This window comes from Yinghuangia seranimata (assembly GCF_029953285.1).
Taxonomy (GTDB): Bacteria; Actinomycetota; Actinomycetes; order Streptomycetales; family Streptomycetaceae; genus Yinghuangia; species Yinghuangia seranimata.
Genome location: NZ_JASAOI010000002.1, coordinates 389,004 through 405,505, shown reverse-complemented (window position 1 = coordinate 405,505; position 16,502 = coordinate 389,004). Strand labels below are relative to the sequence as shown.

The window sequence follows — 16,502 nt, the reverse complement described above, 5'->3', positions numbered from 1 at the left end:
TCCGGGTGCCGTGCCCGGCATGCCGCCCGGCGTCGCTCCGATGGCTGCGATGCCACCGATGCCGGCCGTGCCCGGGTACGGCTACGGCGCCCCCGCCGCGTGGGTCGTCCCGAAGCCGCTGCGCACGCTGGCCACGTGGACGATGATCCTGCTCGGCGCGTCCGGCGTGATGTCGCTGATCTCGGCGATCGCGTTCCAGCGCCGCGCGAACGCGATCAAGGACCTGAGCGAGGGCAGGTTCTTCGGCTGGGACCCGGACAAGTACGACCACTTCGTCAGCGGCTCTCTGGGCGTCACCGCGCTGGTCGGGATCCCGACGGTCGTGCTGTTCATGATCTGGTTCTTCCGGGCCCGCTCCAACGTGGAGGCGTGGGTCGGCCCGCGTCCGCAGATGACGCGCGGCTGGGCGATCGGCGGATGGTTCATCCCGCTGGCGAACCTGGTGATCCCGCAGATCGTCGCGAACGACGTCTGGAACGGCAGCGACCCGCAGGCCCGGCCGGACGCGCGGTCGTCCAACAAGGGTCTGCTGTGGGCGTGGTGGCTGACGCTCTGCGGCTCGTACGTGATCTTCGTGATCGGCATCGCGCAGGAGAAGAGCGCCGACGACGTGCGCAACGGCGACGCGACCGTCAGCGAGTACATCGACTCGGTGCGGCTCGGCGACGAGATGGCGGCGCTCGGCAGCACGGTCCGCATCGCGGCCGCGGTGCTGGCGATCCTGGTGGTCCGCAAGATCACACGCATGCAGGAGATCCGGGTGATGTCGCCCGGAGGTGTGCCCATGATGGCCGGTCCGGGCTACCCGGGCGCGTACGCGCCGGGCATGCCGCCCGCGGCGTACCCCGGACAGCCGTACGCCGCGCAGCCCTACCCGGGGCAGCCGTACGCCGGGCAGCCGTACGCGCCGGCCGCCGGATACGCGCCCGTGCCGGGCCCCGCCGCGGCCGTCCCGCCGCAGGGCGAGCCGCTCGGCCCGCCGACGCCGGGCACTCCGGGCGACGACGGGCCGGTGGACCTGAGCAAGCGCTGACCTGTCAGCGCACCCACGGGAGCCGGCGCCGAACACGCTGCCCCACCTGGTTCGCCACCTGGTTCTCGACCCGGCGGCGCACCTCCCGCCCAGGGTTCTGGGCGACCGAACGGCCCTGCGTCCACCGCGAGTACAGCTGCGGTGCGATGAGTTGGAACAACCGCTTCATGCGGAACCCCCCGGTCCCCTTAATGGCCGCGCCGATCGGCGCTCGCCCGACTGCAAGGGGGACGATACGCCGGGCCGCCCGGTTGCGACGAGACCCCCGGCACCGTGATCGGTGCCGGGGGTCTCGCGCGTCCGGCGCGGGCCGCCGGTTCCGCCCTACTTGGCGGTGAAGTCGTACGTGACGGTCACCGGCGCGTGGTCGGACCAGCGTTCGCCGTAGCTCGCGGCCCGCTCGGTGACCGCGGAGACCGCCGTCTTGGCGAGGCCGTCCGTCGCGACCTGGAGGTCGATCCGCCAGCCGGAGTCGATGTCGAAGGCCTTCCCGCGCATGGACCACCACGAGTAGGGGCCGGCGACGCCGGGGTGCAGTTCACGGACGACGTCGTGGTAGCCGAGCTCCCCGTACAGGCGGGTCAGCCAGGCGCGCTCCTCGGGGAGGAACCCGGACTTCTTGAGGTTGCCCTTCCAGTTCTTGATGTCGGCCTCGGCGTGGCCGATGTTCCAGTCACCGCACACCAGCACCTCGCGGCCGTCCTCGGCGGCACTCGCGCGCAGCCCCACGAGGTGCTCCTCGAGCCCGGCCATGAAGCGGTGCTTCTCCTCCTGCTTGGGCGTCTCGGCCTCGCCTGTGGGCAGGTAGAGGCTCGCGACGGTCACCCCCGGCAGGTCGACCTCGATCCAGCGGCCGGCGGCGTCGAACTCGTCCGAGCCGAAGCCGATCCGGTGCGCGAGCGGCTTCCGGCGCGTGTACACCGCCACCCCCGCGCGGCCCTTGAGGACCGAGGGCGCGTACACGGTGTGCCAGCCCTCGGGCTCGCGCACGGCGTCGGTGAGCTGGTGCGGTTCCGCGCGGACCTCTTGCAGGCACACGACGTCGGCACTGGTGTCCTCGAGCCACGCGGTGAAGCCCTTGCCGGTGGCCGCGCGCAGGCCGTTGACGTTGACGGAGGTGACGGTGAACATCCGGGAAGCGTATCCAAACGGGGCGAACCACGACCCCGGCCGGGGTCGCCCGGCCGGGCGTCAGACCGCGTCGCGTCAGCGGTAGTCGGGGTTGTCGAAGTCGAACCGGCACCCCGCGTCCCACTCCGAGCGCTGGTTTCCGTGCGCCGGGATGCCGCCCGCGTCCTTGAGCATGCGGGCGAGGTGCAGCAGGTTCCAGGTCATGAAGGTCGTGTTGCGGTTCGTGAAGTCGTTCTCGGGGCCGCCGGAGCCCGGGTCGAGGTACGAGGGGCCGGGGCCCGCCTCGCCGATCCAGCCGGCGTCGGCCTGCGGCGGGATGACGTAGCCGAGGTGCTGGAGGCTGTACAGGACGTTCATCGCGCAGTGCTTGACGCCGTCCTCGTTGCCGGTGATCAGGCATCCGCCGACGCGGCCGTAGTAGGCGTACTGCCCGGCGTCGTTGAGGAGGCTGGAGCAGGCGTAGAGGCGCTCGACGACGCGCTTCATGACGGAGCTGTTGTCGCCGAGCCAGATGGGCCCGGCCAGGACGAGGATGTCGGCGGCCATGACGCGCTCGTACAGCGCGGGCCACGCGTCGCTCGCGGCGCCGTGCTCGGTCATGTCGGGCCAGACGCCGGTGGCGATGTCGTGGTCCACGGCGCGGAACTCGTCGACGGTGACCCCCTGCCTGCGCAGGATGTTCCGGCTGACGTCGATCAGGCCCTGCGTGTTGCTGACCTCGGGCGAGGGCTTGAGGGTGCAGTTGACGAACAGCGCGGTCAGGTCGGTGTAGTCGACGGGCGCGGCGTCGGCCATGGCGGTCTCCCCGGTCGGGTTGGCGGTCTGCCCGTCCAGAGTGACCCGCGGCGCGGCCCGGGCGCGGGTGCCCGGGCCGTGCCGTAAGCCTTTCGTCGTAACTTCCCGCGCCGTCCCCGGCCCGACGTCAACCGCGGGCGCGCGCCACCCGGCCCTCGTCCCATACCGGCCCGTCGGTCTCGCGGACGCGTCCGTCCGCGCCGAAGACCAGGAAGCGGTCGAAGGCTGCGGCGAACCAGCGGTCGTGGGTGACGGCGAGGACGGTGCCGTCGAACGCCTCCAGGGCCTGCTGGAGCGCCTCCGCCGAGACGAGGTCGAGGTTGTCGGTCGGCTCGTCGAGGAGCAGCAGGTTCGCGCCGGACAGTTCCAGGAGCAGGATCTGGAAGCGCGCCTGCTGGCCGCCGGAGAGCGTGTCGAAGGTCTGCTCGGCGGCGTACGCGAGCTCGTAGCGGTCGAGTACGCGCGCGGCCTGCTCCAGGCCCATGCCGGAGCGGTGCGCGTCACCGCGGTGCAGGATCTCGACGAGCGTCTTGCCGACGAACTCGGGGTGCTCGTGGGTCTGGGCGAACCAGCCGGGCCGCACGCGGGCGCCGAGCCGGACTCCCCCGGCGTGCGCGACGGGCGCGATGACCACGTCGCCGACCGGCTGGTGCTCGATGTCGGGGTCGCTGCCGCCGGCGGCGAGCAGCCGCAGGAAGTGCGACTTGCCCGAGCCGTTGGAGCCGAGCACCGCGACCCGGTCGCCGTACCAGACCTCGAGGTCGAACGGCCGCATCAGTCCCGTGAGCTCGACGGCCTCGGCGACGACGGCGCGCTTGCCGGTACGGCTGCCGCGCAGCCGCACGCGGACGTTCTGCTCGCGCGGCTGGTTCTGCGGCGGCCCGGCCTCCTCGAACTTGCGCAGGCGGGTCTGCGCGGCGCGGTAGCGGGAGGCCATGCCGTCGTTGTACTTGGCCTTGTTCTTGTAGAGCTGCACGAGGGCCTTGAGCTTGGCGTGCTCCTCGTCCCAGCGGCGCTGGAGCTCCTCGAAGCGCTCGAACCGGGCGGCGCGGGCCTCGTGGTAGTCGGCGAAGGAACCACCGTGCAGCCAGGCGGCGTTGCCGGCGGCGCCGAGTTCGAGCGTGACGATGCGGTCGGCGGCGTTGGCGAGCAGCTCGCGGTCGTGGGACACGAGCAGGACGGCCTTGGGGGTCTCGCGCAGGGCCCGCTCCAGCCACTGCTTGCCGGGCACGTCCAGGTAGTTGTCGGGCTCGTCCAGGAGCAGCACCTGCTCGGGGCCGCGCAGCAGGGCCTCCAGGGCGAGCCGCTTCTGCTCGCCGCCGGACAGCGTGGTGGTCTGGCGCCACTTGGCGACGTCGTAGCCGGCGCCGAGGGCGGCGAAGCAGCACTCGTCCCACACGGGTTCGAGCTCGTAGCCGCCGGCGTCGGCGAACTCGCCCAGCGCGGTGGCGTAGCGCATCTGCGTGGGCTCGTCGTCGGTCTCCATGAGCGCGAGCTCGGCGGCGTCGACGGCGCGCACCGCGTCCCGTACGCGCGGCGGGGCGAGCGAGACCAGCAGGTCGCGGACGGTCGACTCGTCGCGGATCCGGCCGATGAACTGCGGCATGACGCCCAGCCCGCCGGTGCGGGTGACGGCCCCGGAGTCGGGTTTGACCTCGCCGGTGACGATGCGCAGCAGGGTGGTCTTGCCGGCCCCGTTGGCGCCGATGAGCGCGGTGGTGGCGCCGTCGCCGACGCGGAAGGTCACCTCGTCGAGCAGCACGCGGCCGTCGGGCAGCGAGTAGGTCACCGTGTTGATGTCGATGTGTCCCACGGTGTCGAGTGCTCCGATTCGCGTCGAGGGGTGGTGCGGGCGGGTGTGTCGCGCCGGTGCCGGGGCGCACGCCGACCAGTGTCCTCCCTGCTTTGTACCTGCCGGGCACCCGGTGCGGCCACGTCATTTCCGCCCGGTTCGAGGCGGGGCGGGGCGGCATGCGCCGGTCGGCGTGCGCCGATGCGCTCCCACCTGCGGCGGTTGCTCGGGCGCGGCACTTGCCGGGGGTGGCGTTCTGCCGCGATCCTCTTTACGAGGTGTCGTTCGTCCACCCAGCCGAGTGCACGGTCACGAATGCGAGCTGGCTAAGTGCGCGGCACCCGACTGACAATGTCAATACGGACGTCGCGGGGGTCGACGATGCCGCAGGGGCAGGATCCGATGCTCGCGCGACGGCGTCTTCGGGACGCGTTGCGCCGACACCGCGAGCAGGCCGGTTTCACGCAGCGTGAAGTGGCCGAGGAGATGGACTGGTCGCCGTCCAAGCTCATCCGGATCGAGGCCGGCCAGGTGGCGGTGTCGACGACGGACCTGAGGGCGCTGCTCCAGCACTACGGGGTCACCGATCCGGAGCAGACGGCGGCGCTGGTGGCGCTCTCGCGGACCGCGCGCGAGCGGGCCTGGTGGAGTGCGTACCAGAGTGTGGCCAGTATCGAGTTCCGGCAGTTCCTGGGGTTCGAGTCGTCGGCGTCGATCATCCGCAACTTCGAACCCCTGGTCGTCCCGGGCCTGCTCCAGACGCGTGAATACGCGAGGGAGGTCCTGGTCGCCGAGGGCAATGGCCCCCGGGTCGACGAGATGGTCGAACTCCGCATGGAGCGCCAGGAGTTGCTGACCCGCGAGGACGCTCCCGAGCTGCACTTCATCCTCGGGCAGGGGGTCGTCGAGCGCGCCGTCGGCGGTCCGCAGCTGATGCGCCGGCAATTGCGGCACATCATGGGCATCGCGGAGTACCCGAACGTCTCCGTGCGGGTGGTCCCGTGGTCGGCGGGGCTGTACCCGAACTACCGGCTGGCGTACGTGGTGTTCGAGTTCCCGGACGCCGCGGACCCGGCCGTGCTGTACGTCGAGGGCGCCAGCGAGATGATCAGTCGCGAGGGCGCCCAGGACACCGACCCCAACGACTTCCTCGCCGCGTTCTGGGAGGTGGAGCAGCTGGCGCCGAAGCACCTCACGGCCGAAAGGGTGCAGGCCGCGTTCGACCGGATGGGGGAGAACGAGTTCCGTGATCAGGAAGTGGACGCGGCCCAGGGGGACTGAGCTCGGCGGAACGCGTCCCAGCTGACGGTGGCGAAACCCAGTACGGGGCTGAACGGATTCTTCGAGTCCCGCACCACAATGCCCTGGACGCGCGCGACCTCGACGCAATTCCCCGAGCCGCTCGCCGAGCTCTTGCGCCATTGCGGCTGCGACCCGACAGAGTTCTCCACCGTGCGCCACTCCCTTGCCGATGCCCGCCGCAAGACGGCGGCCGATACACGCGCAGATTCAACCACAGACTGGACCGCGCCATGACGCAGCAAGCGAACATGTCCCCTGCTTGTGCGCTGTCTGGGTGGTACCTGCTTGCCACCCGTCCGGATGACACATCCGCGTAGGCACTTGGCTACCTGCCACATAGCACTTATGCTGACAGTCGAGGAACATATCCACATGGCGATCGGCTACCGCCATGTGATCGCAAATTGCCCCGCACCGCCGAGGCGGCATATCGGGGCAATTTGCACATTCCGCCACAGGGTTGCGATTTTGCCTATCTCGCCCTTCATTCCGATGTGCCATAATTTCCGCACGGGTTGTTTTCCGCCCGACCGCCGGAAATGATCTCGGGGGCGCTTATGGCGCACTGATCCAGGCACTCGTTCCACCGCGTTCACGCAGGACCGCCGCACCCGGCACTCACCGGGTCGGGCCGCGCATGCCCGTAGTAGCCGACGCAGCATTCGCGGCGGTGGTCCCCCGCTCCGCCGCCCGTACCGATGTCCGGGCGGCGGGCGACCTCATCCCCGCGCACGGGCGCGGGATCCACCTTGCCGAGGCCCGGCGGGTGTCCGGGGCGGGCAAGCGCACGGTTCGGATTACGCGAATGCATTCACACAAGGAAAGGTTCGACTACCGGGGACGGGACTCCGTCGTGGTCTACGTGCCCCGCCGTACGACGTCCGGCGGCGCGTGGATCGGGCTCGCGGCCGTCGTGTTGGCGATCGTCGCCGGCGGGACGACCGACGTGGGCGCCGGATCCAGCGGCGTGCCCGCCGTGGTCCACTCCCCCGGCGGGCTGGCGCTGCGCACGCAGGCCGACGAGGCCTCGGGCGCGGTCGGGCAGCTGGCCGACAACACCACGGTCACCCTGGCGTGCAAGGTCGACGGCCGCGCGGTCGTCGGCCGTACCGGCACCGCCGACACGACGTGGTACCGGGTGACGAAGCAGGGCGCGACGGGGTACGTACCAGGCGCATGGCTGAGCCTGCACGGCGCGGACACGCTCGTGCACGCCTGTTCCGGTGCCTGACGTGCGATAGCTGAAGTACAGCGCGGGCAAGCGGTATCAGCGGGTACGGGCCGCCAGGGACCGGGCACGGCTCCTGGCGGCCTTCGACACGCCGACGTCGGGTCGCGGTCAGTTCGCGGTCAGATCGCGGCCAGGTCGAGCTCAGGCCGGCGGGCGGCCGTGCAGGGCCGCGGTGATGCGGTCGGCAGCGGCCCGCACCTGCTCGCCGAGGGCGGTGACCTCGCGGCCGGCGAGCGGCGCGGGGTGGTCGATGAGGCACAGGACCACCGCGACGGTGCCGTCCACATCGAAGACGGGCGCGTTGACCGACGACGCGCGGTAGGAGGCGTCCGGGTCGATGGCGGCCGGGAGTCCGTCGGCGAGGTCGAAGGCCTTGCCGACCTCGGCCATGGCGCGGCGCAGCGCGGCGGCGCGCCCGCTGGGATCCCAGTCGCCGGTGCCCAGTTCGATCTCCAGGTCACGCACGAGGGTGTCGAGGCGGTCGCGCAGGTGGTCCTGGGTCTCCAGGGCCCAGCCGCGGTCGCGGACGCCGGCGACGGCGGCGGTGAGGCGGACGCGGGCGTCGCCCACAGGGGCGTCGGGGCCGAGGCGGGCGAGCCACGCGTCGACCGCGCGGTCGTCGGCCCACGCGACCGTGACGGCGGCGAGCGGAGGCCGGGGGCTGACGCGGTCGCCGAGGCGGAGCCCGAACGCGCCGTCGCGGCCGGCGGCGGGGCGGATGAGTTCGCCGACCCGCAGGTCGTCCACGTCGGCGGCGTCGCCGCAGGGCACGAGCGCGAGGACGCCGAGCCCGGTGTCGTCGGCGAGCGCGCGCATGACCGGCCTGGCCGTCTCCAGCGGCGTGTCGCCGAGCGCGGCGGCGCGCCCGGCGGCGACGACCGCGGGCCCGAGCCGGTAGGTGCGGCGCACGGGGTGGCGGAGCAGCCAGCCGGCGCGGGTGAGGGTGGTCAGCATCGGGTGCACGGTGGCCTTGCCGACGCCGAGCCCGCGCGCGATCTCGGCGAGGGTGAAATCGTCGGCGGGGCGGGCGGCGAGCAGGTCGACCAGGGCGATCAGGCGGTCGGTCTGCGGGGACGGTCGGCTCATGGTGTGCGGCAGCGTAGCGCACATCCGCCATGTGTTCGCATAGTGCGACTCTTGATTCGCGTATCGCGGCCTGTCAGGGTGACGCTTCGTCAGAACAGCACCGCCCGCGACGACCGGGCGGCGCGCCAGGCAGTTCGCACCATCAGGAGGCGGCCGGTGTCGGCAGTCGACGGTCAGGGTCAGGCCCAGAGCCACGGGATATCCACGGAGGTCGCCGCGGGCGCGCGGTGGCCGCTCAAGTTCGGGGTGTTCCTGGCCCCGTTCCACAAGGCGGGCCGCAACCCGACGCTGATGCTGGAGCAGGACCTGGCGCTGCTGGAGCACCTGGACCGGCTGGGCTACGACGAGGCGTGGGTCGGCGAGCACCACTCGGGCGGCTGGGAGATCGTCGCGTCGCCGGAGCTGTTCATCGCGGCGGCCGCGGCGCGGACCCGGCACCTGCGGCTCGGCACCGGCGTGGTGTCGCTGCCGTACCACCACCCGCTGCACGTCGCCGACCGGATGGTGCTGCTCGACCACCTGACGCGCGGCCGCGTGATGCTCGGCGTGGGCCCGGGCCAGCTGGCGTCGGACGCGCACATGCTCGGCATCGACACCGCGCGGCAGCGGGAGATGATGGAGGAGTCGCTGGACGCGGTCACCGCGCTGCTGGCGGGCCGTGGGCCGGTGACCCGCAAGACCGACTGGTTCACGCTCCAGGACGCGCAGTTGCAGCTGCGCCCCTACCAGGAGCAGCTGGAGATCGCGGTGGCGGCGACGTTCTCGCCGGCCGGGCCGCGCACGGCGGGCCGGTTCGGCGCGGGGATGCTGTCGATCGCGGCGAGCCAGGAGGGCGGCTTCGACGCGCTGGGCTACCACTGGAGCGTCGCCAACGAGGTCGCGGCGCAGCACGGCCAGAGCGTCGACCGCCGCAAGTGGCGGCTCATGGGCATGATGCACATCGCGGAGACCGAGGAGCAGGCCCGCCGCGAAGTGGCGTACGGGCTGCGGGACATCCAGGACTACCAGGCGAAGGTGCTGCCGATCCCGTACGACGCGGACACCCCGCTGGACGCGCGCCTGGACCACGGCAACGCGACCGGCTCGTTCATCTGCGGCACCCCGGAGATGGCGGTGCGTCAGATCGAGCGGCTGTGGCAGAAGTCGGGCGGCTTCGGCACGTACCTGTTCATGGGCGCGGACTTCGCCGACGCGGAGGCGACGCGGCGTTCGTACGAGCTGATCGCCCGCGAGGTGGTCCCGCACTTCACCGGCCAGTCGGCGGGCCCGCTCGGGTCGCAGGACTGGCAGGTCGGCCTGTCGGAGACGTGGCGCGACCAGACCGCGCAGGCGGTCGGCAAGGCGATGAAGGACTACGAGGCCGACAAGGCCGCGGGCAAGGGAGCGGGCGCGTGAGCACGGTCGGCACCACGGGGCGGATCGCGGGCAAGGTCGCGCTCGTGACCGGTGCCGGCGCGGGCATCGGCCGGGCGGTCGCCGAGCGGTTCCTCGCCGAGGGCGCGTCGGTGGTGGCGGGAGACATCGACGCGGCCGCGCTGGACAAGCTCGTGGACGAGCTGGGCGGCACGTACGGCGCGGACCGGATCGCGGCGCTGCAGGGCGACGTGACGGTCGAGGCGGACGTCGAGGCGCTGGTCGCGCTCGCGGTCGAGCGGTTCGGCGGCGTGGACGTCGCGGTGGCCAACGCGGGCGGCGGCGCGGCGGCCGAGCTGGTCGACCACGACTACGCGGTCTGGCAGCGCGTGGTGAACCTGTGCCTGAACGGGGTGTTCCTCACGGTCAAGCACGCCGGGCGCGCCATGAAGCAGGCCGGCAACGGCGGTTCGATCATCAACATGGCGAGCCTCAACGCGGTGCAGCCGGGCCGCGGCATGGGCGCGTACTGCTCGGCGAAGGCCGGGGTGCTGTCACTGACGGAGGTGGCGGCGCTCGAGCTGGGTCCGCACGGGGTACGCGTGAACGCGGTCACGCCCGGCCTGGTCCGCACGCAGGCGACGTCCGGCATGTGGCATGTTCCGGGCGTGGTCGAGGAGTACGTGGAGAACGCCCCGCTGGGTCGGTTCGCCGAGCCGGAGGAGGTGGCCTCGGTGGTGCTGTTCCTGGCGTCGGACGAGGCCGGGTTCGTGTCGGGCAGCGTCTACGGCATGGACGGCGGCGCGCGGACCCGCCGGTACCCGGACCTGATCGGCGCGATCGAGCGGCTGTCGCAGGGCTGATCGGGCGGGGCCCGACCGGCACGGCCGAACCACGACGAGAGGAGCACCCGGATGCGGGCGGCTGTTCTGTACGACGCGCACGACCTGCGGATCGAGGAGGTGCCGGACCCGGCGCCGGGCCCCGGCGAGGTGCTGCTGCGGCCCCGGTTCACCGGGCTGTGCGGGTCGGACCTGCACTTCTGGGAGGGCGGGCTGCGGCAGGTGCTCGCCGACCCGGTGATCCTCGGGCACGAGTTCTCGGCCGAGGTCGTCGAGGTCGGGCCCGAGGTGGCCGATCCCCGGCTGCGCCCGGGGGCGTTGGTCGCCGTCGAGCCGATGTGGACGTGCGGGCGGTGCGCGCCGTGCCTGCGCGGCACGTACAACCTGTGCCGGAACCTGACGTGGCACGGGCTGTCGGCGAAGGGCGGCGGCATGTCGGGCCTGACGGTGGTGCGCGCGGACATGGTCCACGTGCTGCCGGAGGGTCTGACCGCGGAGCAGGGCGCGCTGGTGGAGCCGGTCTCGGTCGCGCACCAGGCCGTGACGCGGGCCCAGATCGCGCCGGGCGGAACGGCGTTGGTGCTGGGCGCGGGTCCGATCGGCATCGCGACGTTCCTGGACCTGCGGGCGCGGGGCGTCGAGCGGGTGGTCGTGTCGGAGCCGTCCGCGCAGCGCCGTGAGGCGATCGCGGCGCTGGCCGAAAAGACGGGCGGCGGCGCGGAGTTGGTGCTGGACCCGGCGGCGGTGGACGTCGTCGCCGCGGTGCGGGAGCTGACCGGCGGGGACGGCGCGGACGCGTCGATCGACGCGGCGGGCGTGGAGCCGGCGTTCCACGCGGGCCTGGCGGCGACCCGGCCCGGGGGCCGCATGGTGACGGTCGCGGTGTACATGAAGCCGGTCACGTTCCATCCGATGGCGGCGTTCCTCGGCGGCGTGGACGTCGTGGCAAGTTGCGCGTACTGCAACGATTTTCCGGCGGTCATCGACGGGATGGTGAACGGTTCGTACCCGCTCGACGGCTGGGTCCGACCGATCCCGCTGAGCGGCGCGGCGGAGGGTTTCACCGCTCTCGCGGCGGGCAGAGAACTCAAGCTGCTGGTCGACGTCCAGGGCTCCTGACACCCGGACGTCGCGGCCCCGAGCGGCGACGTGCGCCGACGGCCGGGATACTCCCCCGTGCCCGGTCGTCGGCCCCGCCGTCACGATGATCAACAGCTGTCCGGATAGTGTGGCGGCATGTCCGCACATGTCACCCCGTACGCCCGTGTCGCCCTCGTCACCTGCGCCGAGCTGCCGCAGCTCGACGACGACGAGGTCGTGCCGATCGCCCCGCTCGCCGAGCGCGGCGTGGCCGCGGAGCCGGTGGTGTGGAACGACCGCGGTGTCGACTGGGACCGGTACGACCTGGCGGTCATCCGCTCGACGTGGGACTACATCGACCACCACCCCGAGTTCCTGGCGTGGGCGGAGACGGTGCCCCGGCTGGCCAACCCGGCGGACGTCGTGCGGTGGAACACCGACAAGACCTACCTGCGCGACCTCGCCGCCACGGGCGCCCGGGTCGTGCCGACGACGTGGCTGGAGCCGGAGAGCACCGTCACGCTTCCGACGAGCGGCGTCTACGTCGTCAAGCCGTCCATAAGCTGCGGGTCGCGCGACACCGGCCGGTACGACATGGCCGACGGCCAGCAGCGCGCGCTCGCCGCCGGGCTGGCCACGCGCCTGCTCTCCGAGGGCCGCACGGTCATGGTCCAGCCCTACCTCGAGGCGGTCGACACCGCGGGCGAGACGGCGGTGCTGTTCTTCGGCGGCCACTACAGCCACGCGATCCGCAAGGGCGCGATGCTTGAGGGCCCGGCGGGCGACGTCGAGCTCTACAAGGAGGAGCGGATCGCGGCGCGCACCGCGACGGACAGCGAGCTGCACGTCGCCCAGCAGGTCCTCGCCGCGGTCCCGGGCGGCGCGGAGCGGCTGCTCTACGCGCGCGTCGACCTCATCCCGGACGCGGACGGCCATCCCACCCTGCTGGAACTGGAGCTGACCGAGCCGTCGTTGTTCCTCCGCTACGACGAGGGCGCGCCGGAGCGGTTCGCGGACGCCGTCGTCGCGTACCTCAAGCGCTGAAAGGCCTCCATGACCGGCACGCCTCCGGAGCCCGCGGGCTCGATCGTCCTGATGTCCGACCCGCGGATCGCCGCTACGCCGGTGGTCGAGTGCGGCGAGCCGATGGTGGACGTGCCCGGGGACGGCCTGCTGCTGGTCGACGAGCGCAAGCGCGACGACGCGGGCGCCTTCGGGCATCTGCGCCGGGGCGTGTACGAGCGGCTGCTCGCTGCCGAGGCCGCGCTGCCGGACGGGCTGTGCCTGCTGTTCGTCGAGGGCTACCGCCCGCCGGCCCTGCAACGGGCGTACTTCGAGGAGTACGGGGACGAGCTGCGTGCCGCCCACCCGGAGTGGTCGCCTGCTGAACTGCGCGCCGCGACCAGCCGCTACGTCTCCCCGCCCGAGATCGCCCCGCACAGCGCGGGCGCCGCGGTCGACCTCACCCTCGCGGACGCCGACGGCCGCGAGCTGGACCTCGGCTGCCCCATGAACGCGGGCCCGGAGGAGAGCGACGGCGCCTGCTACACGGACGCGCCGAACATCACCCCGGAGGCCCGCGCGAACCGCGCGGTGCTGGGCCGCGCGCTGGAAGCGGCCGGCCTGGTGAACTACCCGACCGAGTGGTGGCACTGGTCGTACGGCGACCGGTACTGGGCGCTGGGCACGGGTGCGCCCGCCGCGCGGTACGCCGCCGTCGAGCTCGGCTGACCGCCCGTCCGCCCGGATCCGCGAACCCCCTTGCCCGACAAGGGGGTTCGCGGATCATGATCGTCATCACCGGATGTCTGCATCCGGTGTCATCAGGCATTGACGAGCGGTGTGCAGGGTGGGACGGTGGGAGCGTCCAACCGGTTTCGCGGTCGGCGAGGAGGCCGTGCGCGCGGCGTTCACCCCCGCCGCCGCCCGTCGGCGCATTTCACGCGACCCCCGCACCGGAATTCGTAATACCCGCCCGGAATTACCGGAGAATTCCGCTCGCAAATTGACACGTGTCACCACCGGGCAGGTATTGACCGGCTTTTTCTGGGGATCACGCCGCGCGCTTTCGGCCGACCTCCGCGCGAAATACGACACCACGCCCGCGCAGCTGCGTCCGGGAAACTCCCCGCGCATTCCAAAGCGCCCCGGGCCCCGTCCGGAGACGGCACCCGGGGCACCCCCGCGCGCACCCGGCGCCGAGCCGGATGTTGTAGCGTCATGCCCCCGTGTCACCCGGCCGGCGCGCGACGCCGGTGCGGCGTGCGGGGGCCGAGAGCGCCCGCCGTTCTGTCCGTATTAGGCGTACGGACAGCCCGTGCGGGCGCTCGAGGCCCCGCCCCGCACCGCCGTCAGATGCCGCCGCCCGGCCACGACGACGACACCTTGGTGCAGGTGATGGTGACGCCCGGCGGGGTGACGACCAGGACGACGGTGGACGGCGCGCTGGGCAGCGCCGGGCTGTTGGCCTTCTCCACCACGACCGGGGCGCCCGGCCCCTGTGGGCTGGTGTTGCTGACGCTGCCGATGTCGGCGGGCGTGCCGCCCCACTTGAGCGTGGCCACCAGGCCACCGGTGCCGATGGTGGTGCCCGGGGCGATGTCCGCCGTGACGGTGAGGTAGTTGGCGCCGTTGCGCTGGAACTCCACGTCGACGTTGGGGAACGAGAACCCGCCGCCGCTGCAGTTGTAGACGCCCGTGCCGGTGCCGGCCGCCGCGGCCGGGCCCGCGACGGCCACGAGGCCCGCCGTCACGCCGGCGGCGCAGGCCGCCGCGAGGGCGGCCCGTCTGGTCTTGCGCATCCGCTACTCCTTTTCGGTCCGGAGGCATGGCCGCACCACCGGATGTGGCAATGCGGCTTCCCAAGAATTCCCCGAGAGAGGCCCGTCGCGTCAAGAGCTACCGGCGAGAAACATTCCACTCCCGGGAAATTCACGGCGCCCCGCATGTCATTGATCACGAGCCCGCCGGGTGACACGTGTCGAGCGAATTAGCGGAGCGCGCCCTATTGATTTTCTCGGGATTAGCGGCCAAATTCCGGGAGGGCTCTCGGCCCCCGTGCCGCGCCGCCACCGGTGCTCGACGTCCGGCGAGGCGGTCCCCCAAGGCGGTTGCGGGCGACCTCACGCGCCCCCGACGCACGTGGGGTCCGTTCACGTCAGTTCACGTCAGTTCATGTCTGCTCACGAAGGAGCACAGTGCTGTCATTTCGAAGAGGCGTGCCGCGGCGGCCGCGCACGCGGGCAAGGTGACCCCGACGGTGTCGTGTGTGCTGCCCGCCGGGCAGGGCACGTTCACCGGCCCCCAGGACGTCACTATGGCGCTCGACAAGGCGACCGTCGCGCCCGGCGGCGCGCTCACGGGGACGGTGACACTGGGGGCCAGCCCGGCGGTCAGCAACTTCTCGCTGTCGATCTGGGCGACGCCCTCGATCACGCTGAACATGCGCGGCGCGGCGACGGGTTCGGTGACGATCACCGGGCCCGAGCAGAAGATCGACGTGGTGGCGGGCCAGTCGCCGCCGATCCAGCCGTACCAGGGCGCGTTCAACGTCCCGGTGGGCGCGACGGCCGGCGGCAAGGTCGAGTTCACGGTCGTCAAGATGGTCACCGACGCGCGGCTCGCGCCGGGGTCCGACCCGCTGCCGACGGTGTGCACGGTCACGGCGGGCGGCGACGCCGCGGTCGCGGACGTGTCGGTCGAGGGCTCGGCGGGGCAGCCGGCCACGGTCAACGCCCCCGACGGGGACGTGCGTCCGGGCCAACCGCTCACCCTGACGGGCTCCGGGTTCACCCCGAACGCGGCGGCGCAGGCGGCGTTGTGCGACGCCGACGGCGGCAACTGCCTGACGGAACGATTCGTCTCGCAGGCGCTGTCGGTCGACGGCCAGGGCAACCTGTCCGGCACGGCCAAGCTCGCCACCGCCGGCCTGCCCGACGGCGCGTACGTGCTGCGGGTGACCGGCGGTGACAAGGAGGGCCGCGACGGGCTGTCCGTCAAGGCGTTCGTGCCCACCGACCCGCGTGCGGCGCAGGCGGTCCCGAACACCGGGCCGCTCGGCACCGTCACCGCGGTCTCGGGCACGAACTGGACGCCGAACGCCAGCGTCAACCTCGTGCAGGTCGACAAGGACGGGCTGGCCGGCAGCGGCACCATCACGGTCGCCACGGACTACAACGGCGCGTTCACCACGCCGTACACGGTGACCGACGCCGCGACGACGCAGATCCGGGTGCGCGAGGGCATCTCGTCCAGCAAGCGCGTGTTCGTGCCGTTCACGGTGGCGACGGGTCCCCCGCCGCTGCCGCAGCCGACCACCGTCACCATGGCGCCGGGCGCGCTGACGATGACGCAGGCCGGCGGCGGGATCAGCTTCGGCACGGTCACGCTGAACGGCACCGTTCAGCAGGTCAAGGCGCCGCTCAACCAGATCACCGTGGTCGACGCCCGCGGCGGCACCCTCGGGTGGTCGCTGACCGGCACGATGACGGACCTGGTCGCGGCGAACGGCGTCGACAAGATCCCGGCGGGGAACATCAGTTGGGTCCCGGCGTGCGCCGCGGCCCCGACCAGCCTCTCGCCGGTCACCACCGGTTCGCCCGGACCGCTGGGCACCACCGCGGTGACCCTGTGCGGCCAGAACCCCGACACGGGGAAGGCCACCGGCGGAAGGTTCACGGCGGATGCCGAACTCACTTTGAGCACCCCTGAGTTCGCCGCCGCCGGCACCTACGGCGGAACGCTCACGATCACCCTGGTCTGACGTTCCGCCGACGCCGCAGCTCAGAGGTTCCACCGGCCCCCGGCACACGGTCCCGGATCCGCCCCGATCGACGGATCCACGCCGGGGGCCGGCCC

16 protein-coding genes are annotated in these 16,502 nt (G+C 72.4%); 9 read left to right on the top strand and 7 right to left on the bottom strand.

Annotated features, from left to right (window positions below):
- Positions 1-49 precede the first annotated feature (49 nt).
- Positions 50-1,033 (top strand): DUF4328 domain-containing protein, encoded by a 984-nt coding sequence (locus tag QI554_RS02025; protein ID WP_281465088.1) that lies wholly within the window; start codon positions 50-52, stop codon positions 1,031-1,033.
- A 4-nt stretch (positions 1,034-1,037) separates the two neighbouring features.
- On the opposite strand, the gene QI554_RS02020 is transcribed toward QI554_RS02025, so the two are convergent.
- The 4 genes from QI554_RS02020 to QI554_RS02005 form a co-directional block, all read right to left on the bottom strand.
- Entirely contained in the window at positions 1,038-1,202 is a 165-nt protein-coding gene (locus QI554_RS02020; RefSeq protein ID WP_281465086.1) for a hypothetical protein, read from the bottom strand.
- Between the two features lie 155 nt (positions 1,203-1,357).
- The gene (locus QI554_RS02015; protein WP_281465083.1) at positions 1,358-2,164 is read right to left on the bottom strand and encodes an exodeoxyribonuclease III; all 807 of its coding nucleotides are present in this window, start codon (positions 2,162-2,164) and stop codon (positions 1,358-1,360) included.
- A 75-nt stretch (positions 2,165-2,239) separates the two neighbouring features.
- On the bottom strand, positions 2,240-2,959 hold the full coding sequence (locus QI554_RS02010; RefSeq protein WP_281465081.1) for a flavodoxin family protein: 720 nt from the start codon (positions 2,957-2,959) through the stop codon (positions 2,240-2,242).
- 127 nt (positions 2,960-3,086) lie between these two features.
- Positions 3,087-4,772: an ABC-F family ATP-binding cassette domain-containing protein gene (locus QI554_RS02005; RefSeq protein ID WP_281465079.1), complete on the bottom strand. Its 1,686-nt coding sequence runs from the start codon at positions 4,770-4,772 to the stop codon at positions 3,087-3,089.
- A 360-nt stretch (positions 4,773-5,132) separates the two neighbouring features.
- Here QI554_RS02005 and QI554_RS02000 point away from each other — a divergent pair, with 360 nt between their 5' ends.
- The gene (locus tag QI554_RS02000) at positions 5,133-6,032 is read left to right on the top strand and encodes a helix-turn-helix domain-containing protein (protein WP_281465077.1); all 900 of its coding nucleotides are present in this window, start codon (positions 5,133-5,135) and stop codon (positions 6,030-6,032) included.
- Here QI554_RS02000 and QI554_RS43355 read toward each other — a convergent pair.
- Positions 6,002-6,391, bottom strand: a complete 390-nt coding sequence (locus tag QI554_RS43355; RefSeq protein WP_343230745.1) for a DUF397 domain-containing protein — start codon at positions 6,389-6,391, stop codon at positions 6,002-6,004. The two genes, QI554_RS02000 and QI554_RS43355, sit on opposite strands and share 31 nt — an antisense overlap.
- Positions 6,392-6,858: 467 nt before the next feature.
- Here QI554_RS43355 and QI554_RS01990 point away from each other — a divergent pair, with 467 nt between their 5' ends.
- Positions 6,859-7,284 (top strand): SH3 domain-containing protein, encoded by a 426-nt coding sequence (locus tag QI554_RS01990; RefSeq protein WP_281465073.1) that lies wholly within the window; start codon positions 6,859-6,861, stop codon positions 7,282-7,284.
- Positions 7,285-7,425: 141 nt separating this feature from the next.
- Here the strand turns inward: QI554_RS01990 and QI554_RS01985 are convergent, their stop codons facing one another.
- On the bottom strand, positions 7,426-8,370 hold the full coding sequence (locus QI554_RS01985; RefSeq protein WP_281465071.1) for a helix-turn-helix domain-containing protein: 945 nt from the start codon (positions 8,368-8,370) through the stop codon (positions 7,426-7,428).
- Between the two features lie 156 nt (positions 8,371-8,526).
- Between QI554_RS01985 and QI554_RS01980 the strand changes: the two genes are divergently transcribed.
- The 5 genes from QI554_RS01980 (at position 8,527) to QI554_RS01960 (ending at position 13,376) form a co-directional block, all read left to right on the top strand.
- Complete coding sequence (locus QI554_RS01980; protein WP_281465069.1) at positions 8,527-9,765, top strand: LLM class flavin-dependent oxidoreductase; 1,239 nt, start codon at positions 8,527-8,529, stop codon at positions 9,763-9,765.
- Positions 9,762-10,586, top strand: coding sequence for an SDR family NAD(P)-dependent oxidoreductase (locus tag QI554_RS01975; RefSeq protein ID WP_281465068.1), 825 nt, complete (start codon positions 9,762-9,764; stop codon positions 10,584-10,586). The genes QI554_RS01980 and QI554_RS01975 overlap by 4 nt, the downstream gene beginning before the upstream one ends.
- A 51-nt stretch (positions 10,587-10,637) precedes the next feature.
- Positions 10,638-11,684, top strand: a complete 1,047-nt coding sequence (locus QI554_RS01970) for an alcohol dehydrogenase catalytic domain-containing protein (RefSeq protein ID WP_281465066.1) — start codon at positions 10,638-10,640, stop codon at positions 11,682-11,684.
- 117 nt (positions 11,685-11,801) lie between these two features.
- Positions 11,802-12,689, top strand: a complete 888-nt coding sequence (locus QI554_RS01965) for an ATP-grasp domain-containing protein (protein ID WP_281465064.1) — start codon at positions 11,802-11,804, stop codon at positions 12,687-12,689.
- Positions 12,690-12,698: 9 nt separating this feature from the next.
- Positions 12,699-13,376, top strand: a complete 678-nt coding sequence (locus QI554_RS01960; RefSeq protein ID WP_281465061.1) for a M15 family metallopeptidase — start codon at positions 12,699-12,701, stop codon at positions 13,374-13,376.
- A 620-nt stretch (positions 13,377-13,996) separates the two neighbouring features.
- Here the strand turns inward: QI554_RS01960 and QI554_RS01955 are convergent.
- On the bottom strand, positions 13,997-14,446 hold the full coding sequence (locus tag QI554_RS01955; RefSeq protein ID WP_281465060.1) for a hypothetical protein: 450 nt from the start codon (positions 14,444-14,446) through the stop codon (positions 13,997-13,999).
- A 446-nt stretch (positions 14,447-14,892) separates the two neighbouring features.
- On the opposite strand from QI554_RS01955, the gene QI554_RS01950 reads away from it, so the two are divergent.
- A complete protein-coding gene (locus QI554_RS01950; protein ID WP_281465058.1) occupies positions 14,893-16,407 on the top strand; it encodes a hypothetical protein in 1,515 nt (504 codons plus the stop codon).
- Positions 16,408-16,502: the final 95 nt, after the last annotated feature.

What these genes read in the sequence shown, in the direction of transcription:
- QI554_RS02025 (WP_281465088.1), top strand. Translation starts at nt 50, where the DNA reads ATGCCACCGATGCCGGCCGTGCCCGGGTACGGCTACGGCGCCCCCGCC.
- QI554_RS02020 (WP_281465086.1), bottom strand. Translation starts at nt 1,202, where the DNA reads ATGAAGCGGTTGTTCCAACTCATCGCACCGCAGCTGTACTCGCGGTGG.
- QI554_RS02015 (WP_281465083.1), bottom strand. Translation starts at nt 2,164, where the DNA reads ATGTTCACCGTCACCTCCGTCAACGTCAACGGCCTGCGCGCGGCCACC.
- QI554_RS02010 (WP_281465081.1), bottom strand. Translation starts at nt 2,959, where the DNA reads ATGGCCGACGCCGCGCCCGTCGACTACACCGACCTGACCGCGCTGTTC.
- QI554_RS02000 (WP_281465077.1), top strand. Translation starts at nt 5,133, where the DNA reads ATGCCGCAGGGGCAGGATCCGATGCTCGCGCGACGGCGTCTTCGGGAC.
- QI554_RS43355 (WP_343230745.1), bottom strand. Translation starts at nt 6,391, where the DNA reads ATGTGGCAGGTAGCCAAGTGCCTACGCGGATGTGTCATCCGGACGGGT.
- QI554_RS01990 (WP_281465073.1), top strand. Translation starts at nt 6,859, where the DNA reads ATGCATTCACACAAGGAAAGGTTCGACTACCGGGGACGGGACTCCGTC.
- QI554_RS01985 (WP_281465071.1), bottom strand. Translation starts at nt 8,370, where the DNA reads ATGAGCCGACCGTCCCCGCAGACCGACCGCCTGATCGCCCTGGTCGAC.
- QI554_RS01970 (WP_281465066.1), top strand. Translation starts at nt 10,638, where the DNA reads ATGCGGGCGGCTGTTCTGTACGACGCGCACGACCTGCGGATCGAGGAG.
- QI554_RS01965 (WP_281465064.1), top strand. Translation starts at nt 11,802, where the DNA reads ATGTCCGCACATGTCACCCCGTACGCCCGTGTCGCCCTCGTCACCTGC.
- QI554_RS01960 (WP_281465061.1), top strand. Translation starts at nt 12,699, where the DNA reads ATGACCGGCACGCCTCCGGAGCCCGCGGGCTCGATCGTCCTGATGTCC.
- QI554_RS01955 (WP_281465060.1), bottom strand. Translation starts at nt 14,446, where the DNA reads ATGCGCAAGACCAGACGGGCCGCCCTCGCGGCGGCCTGCGCCGCCGGC.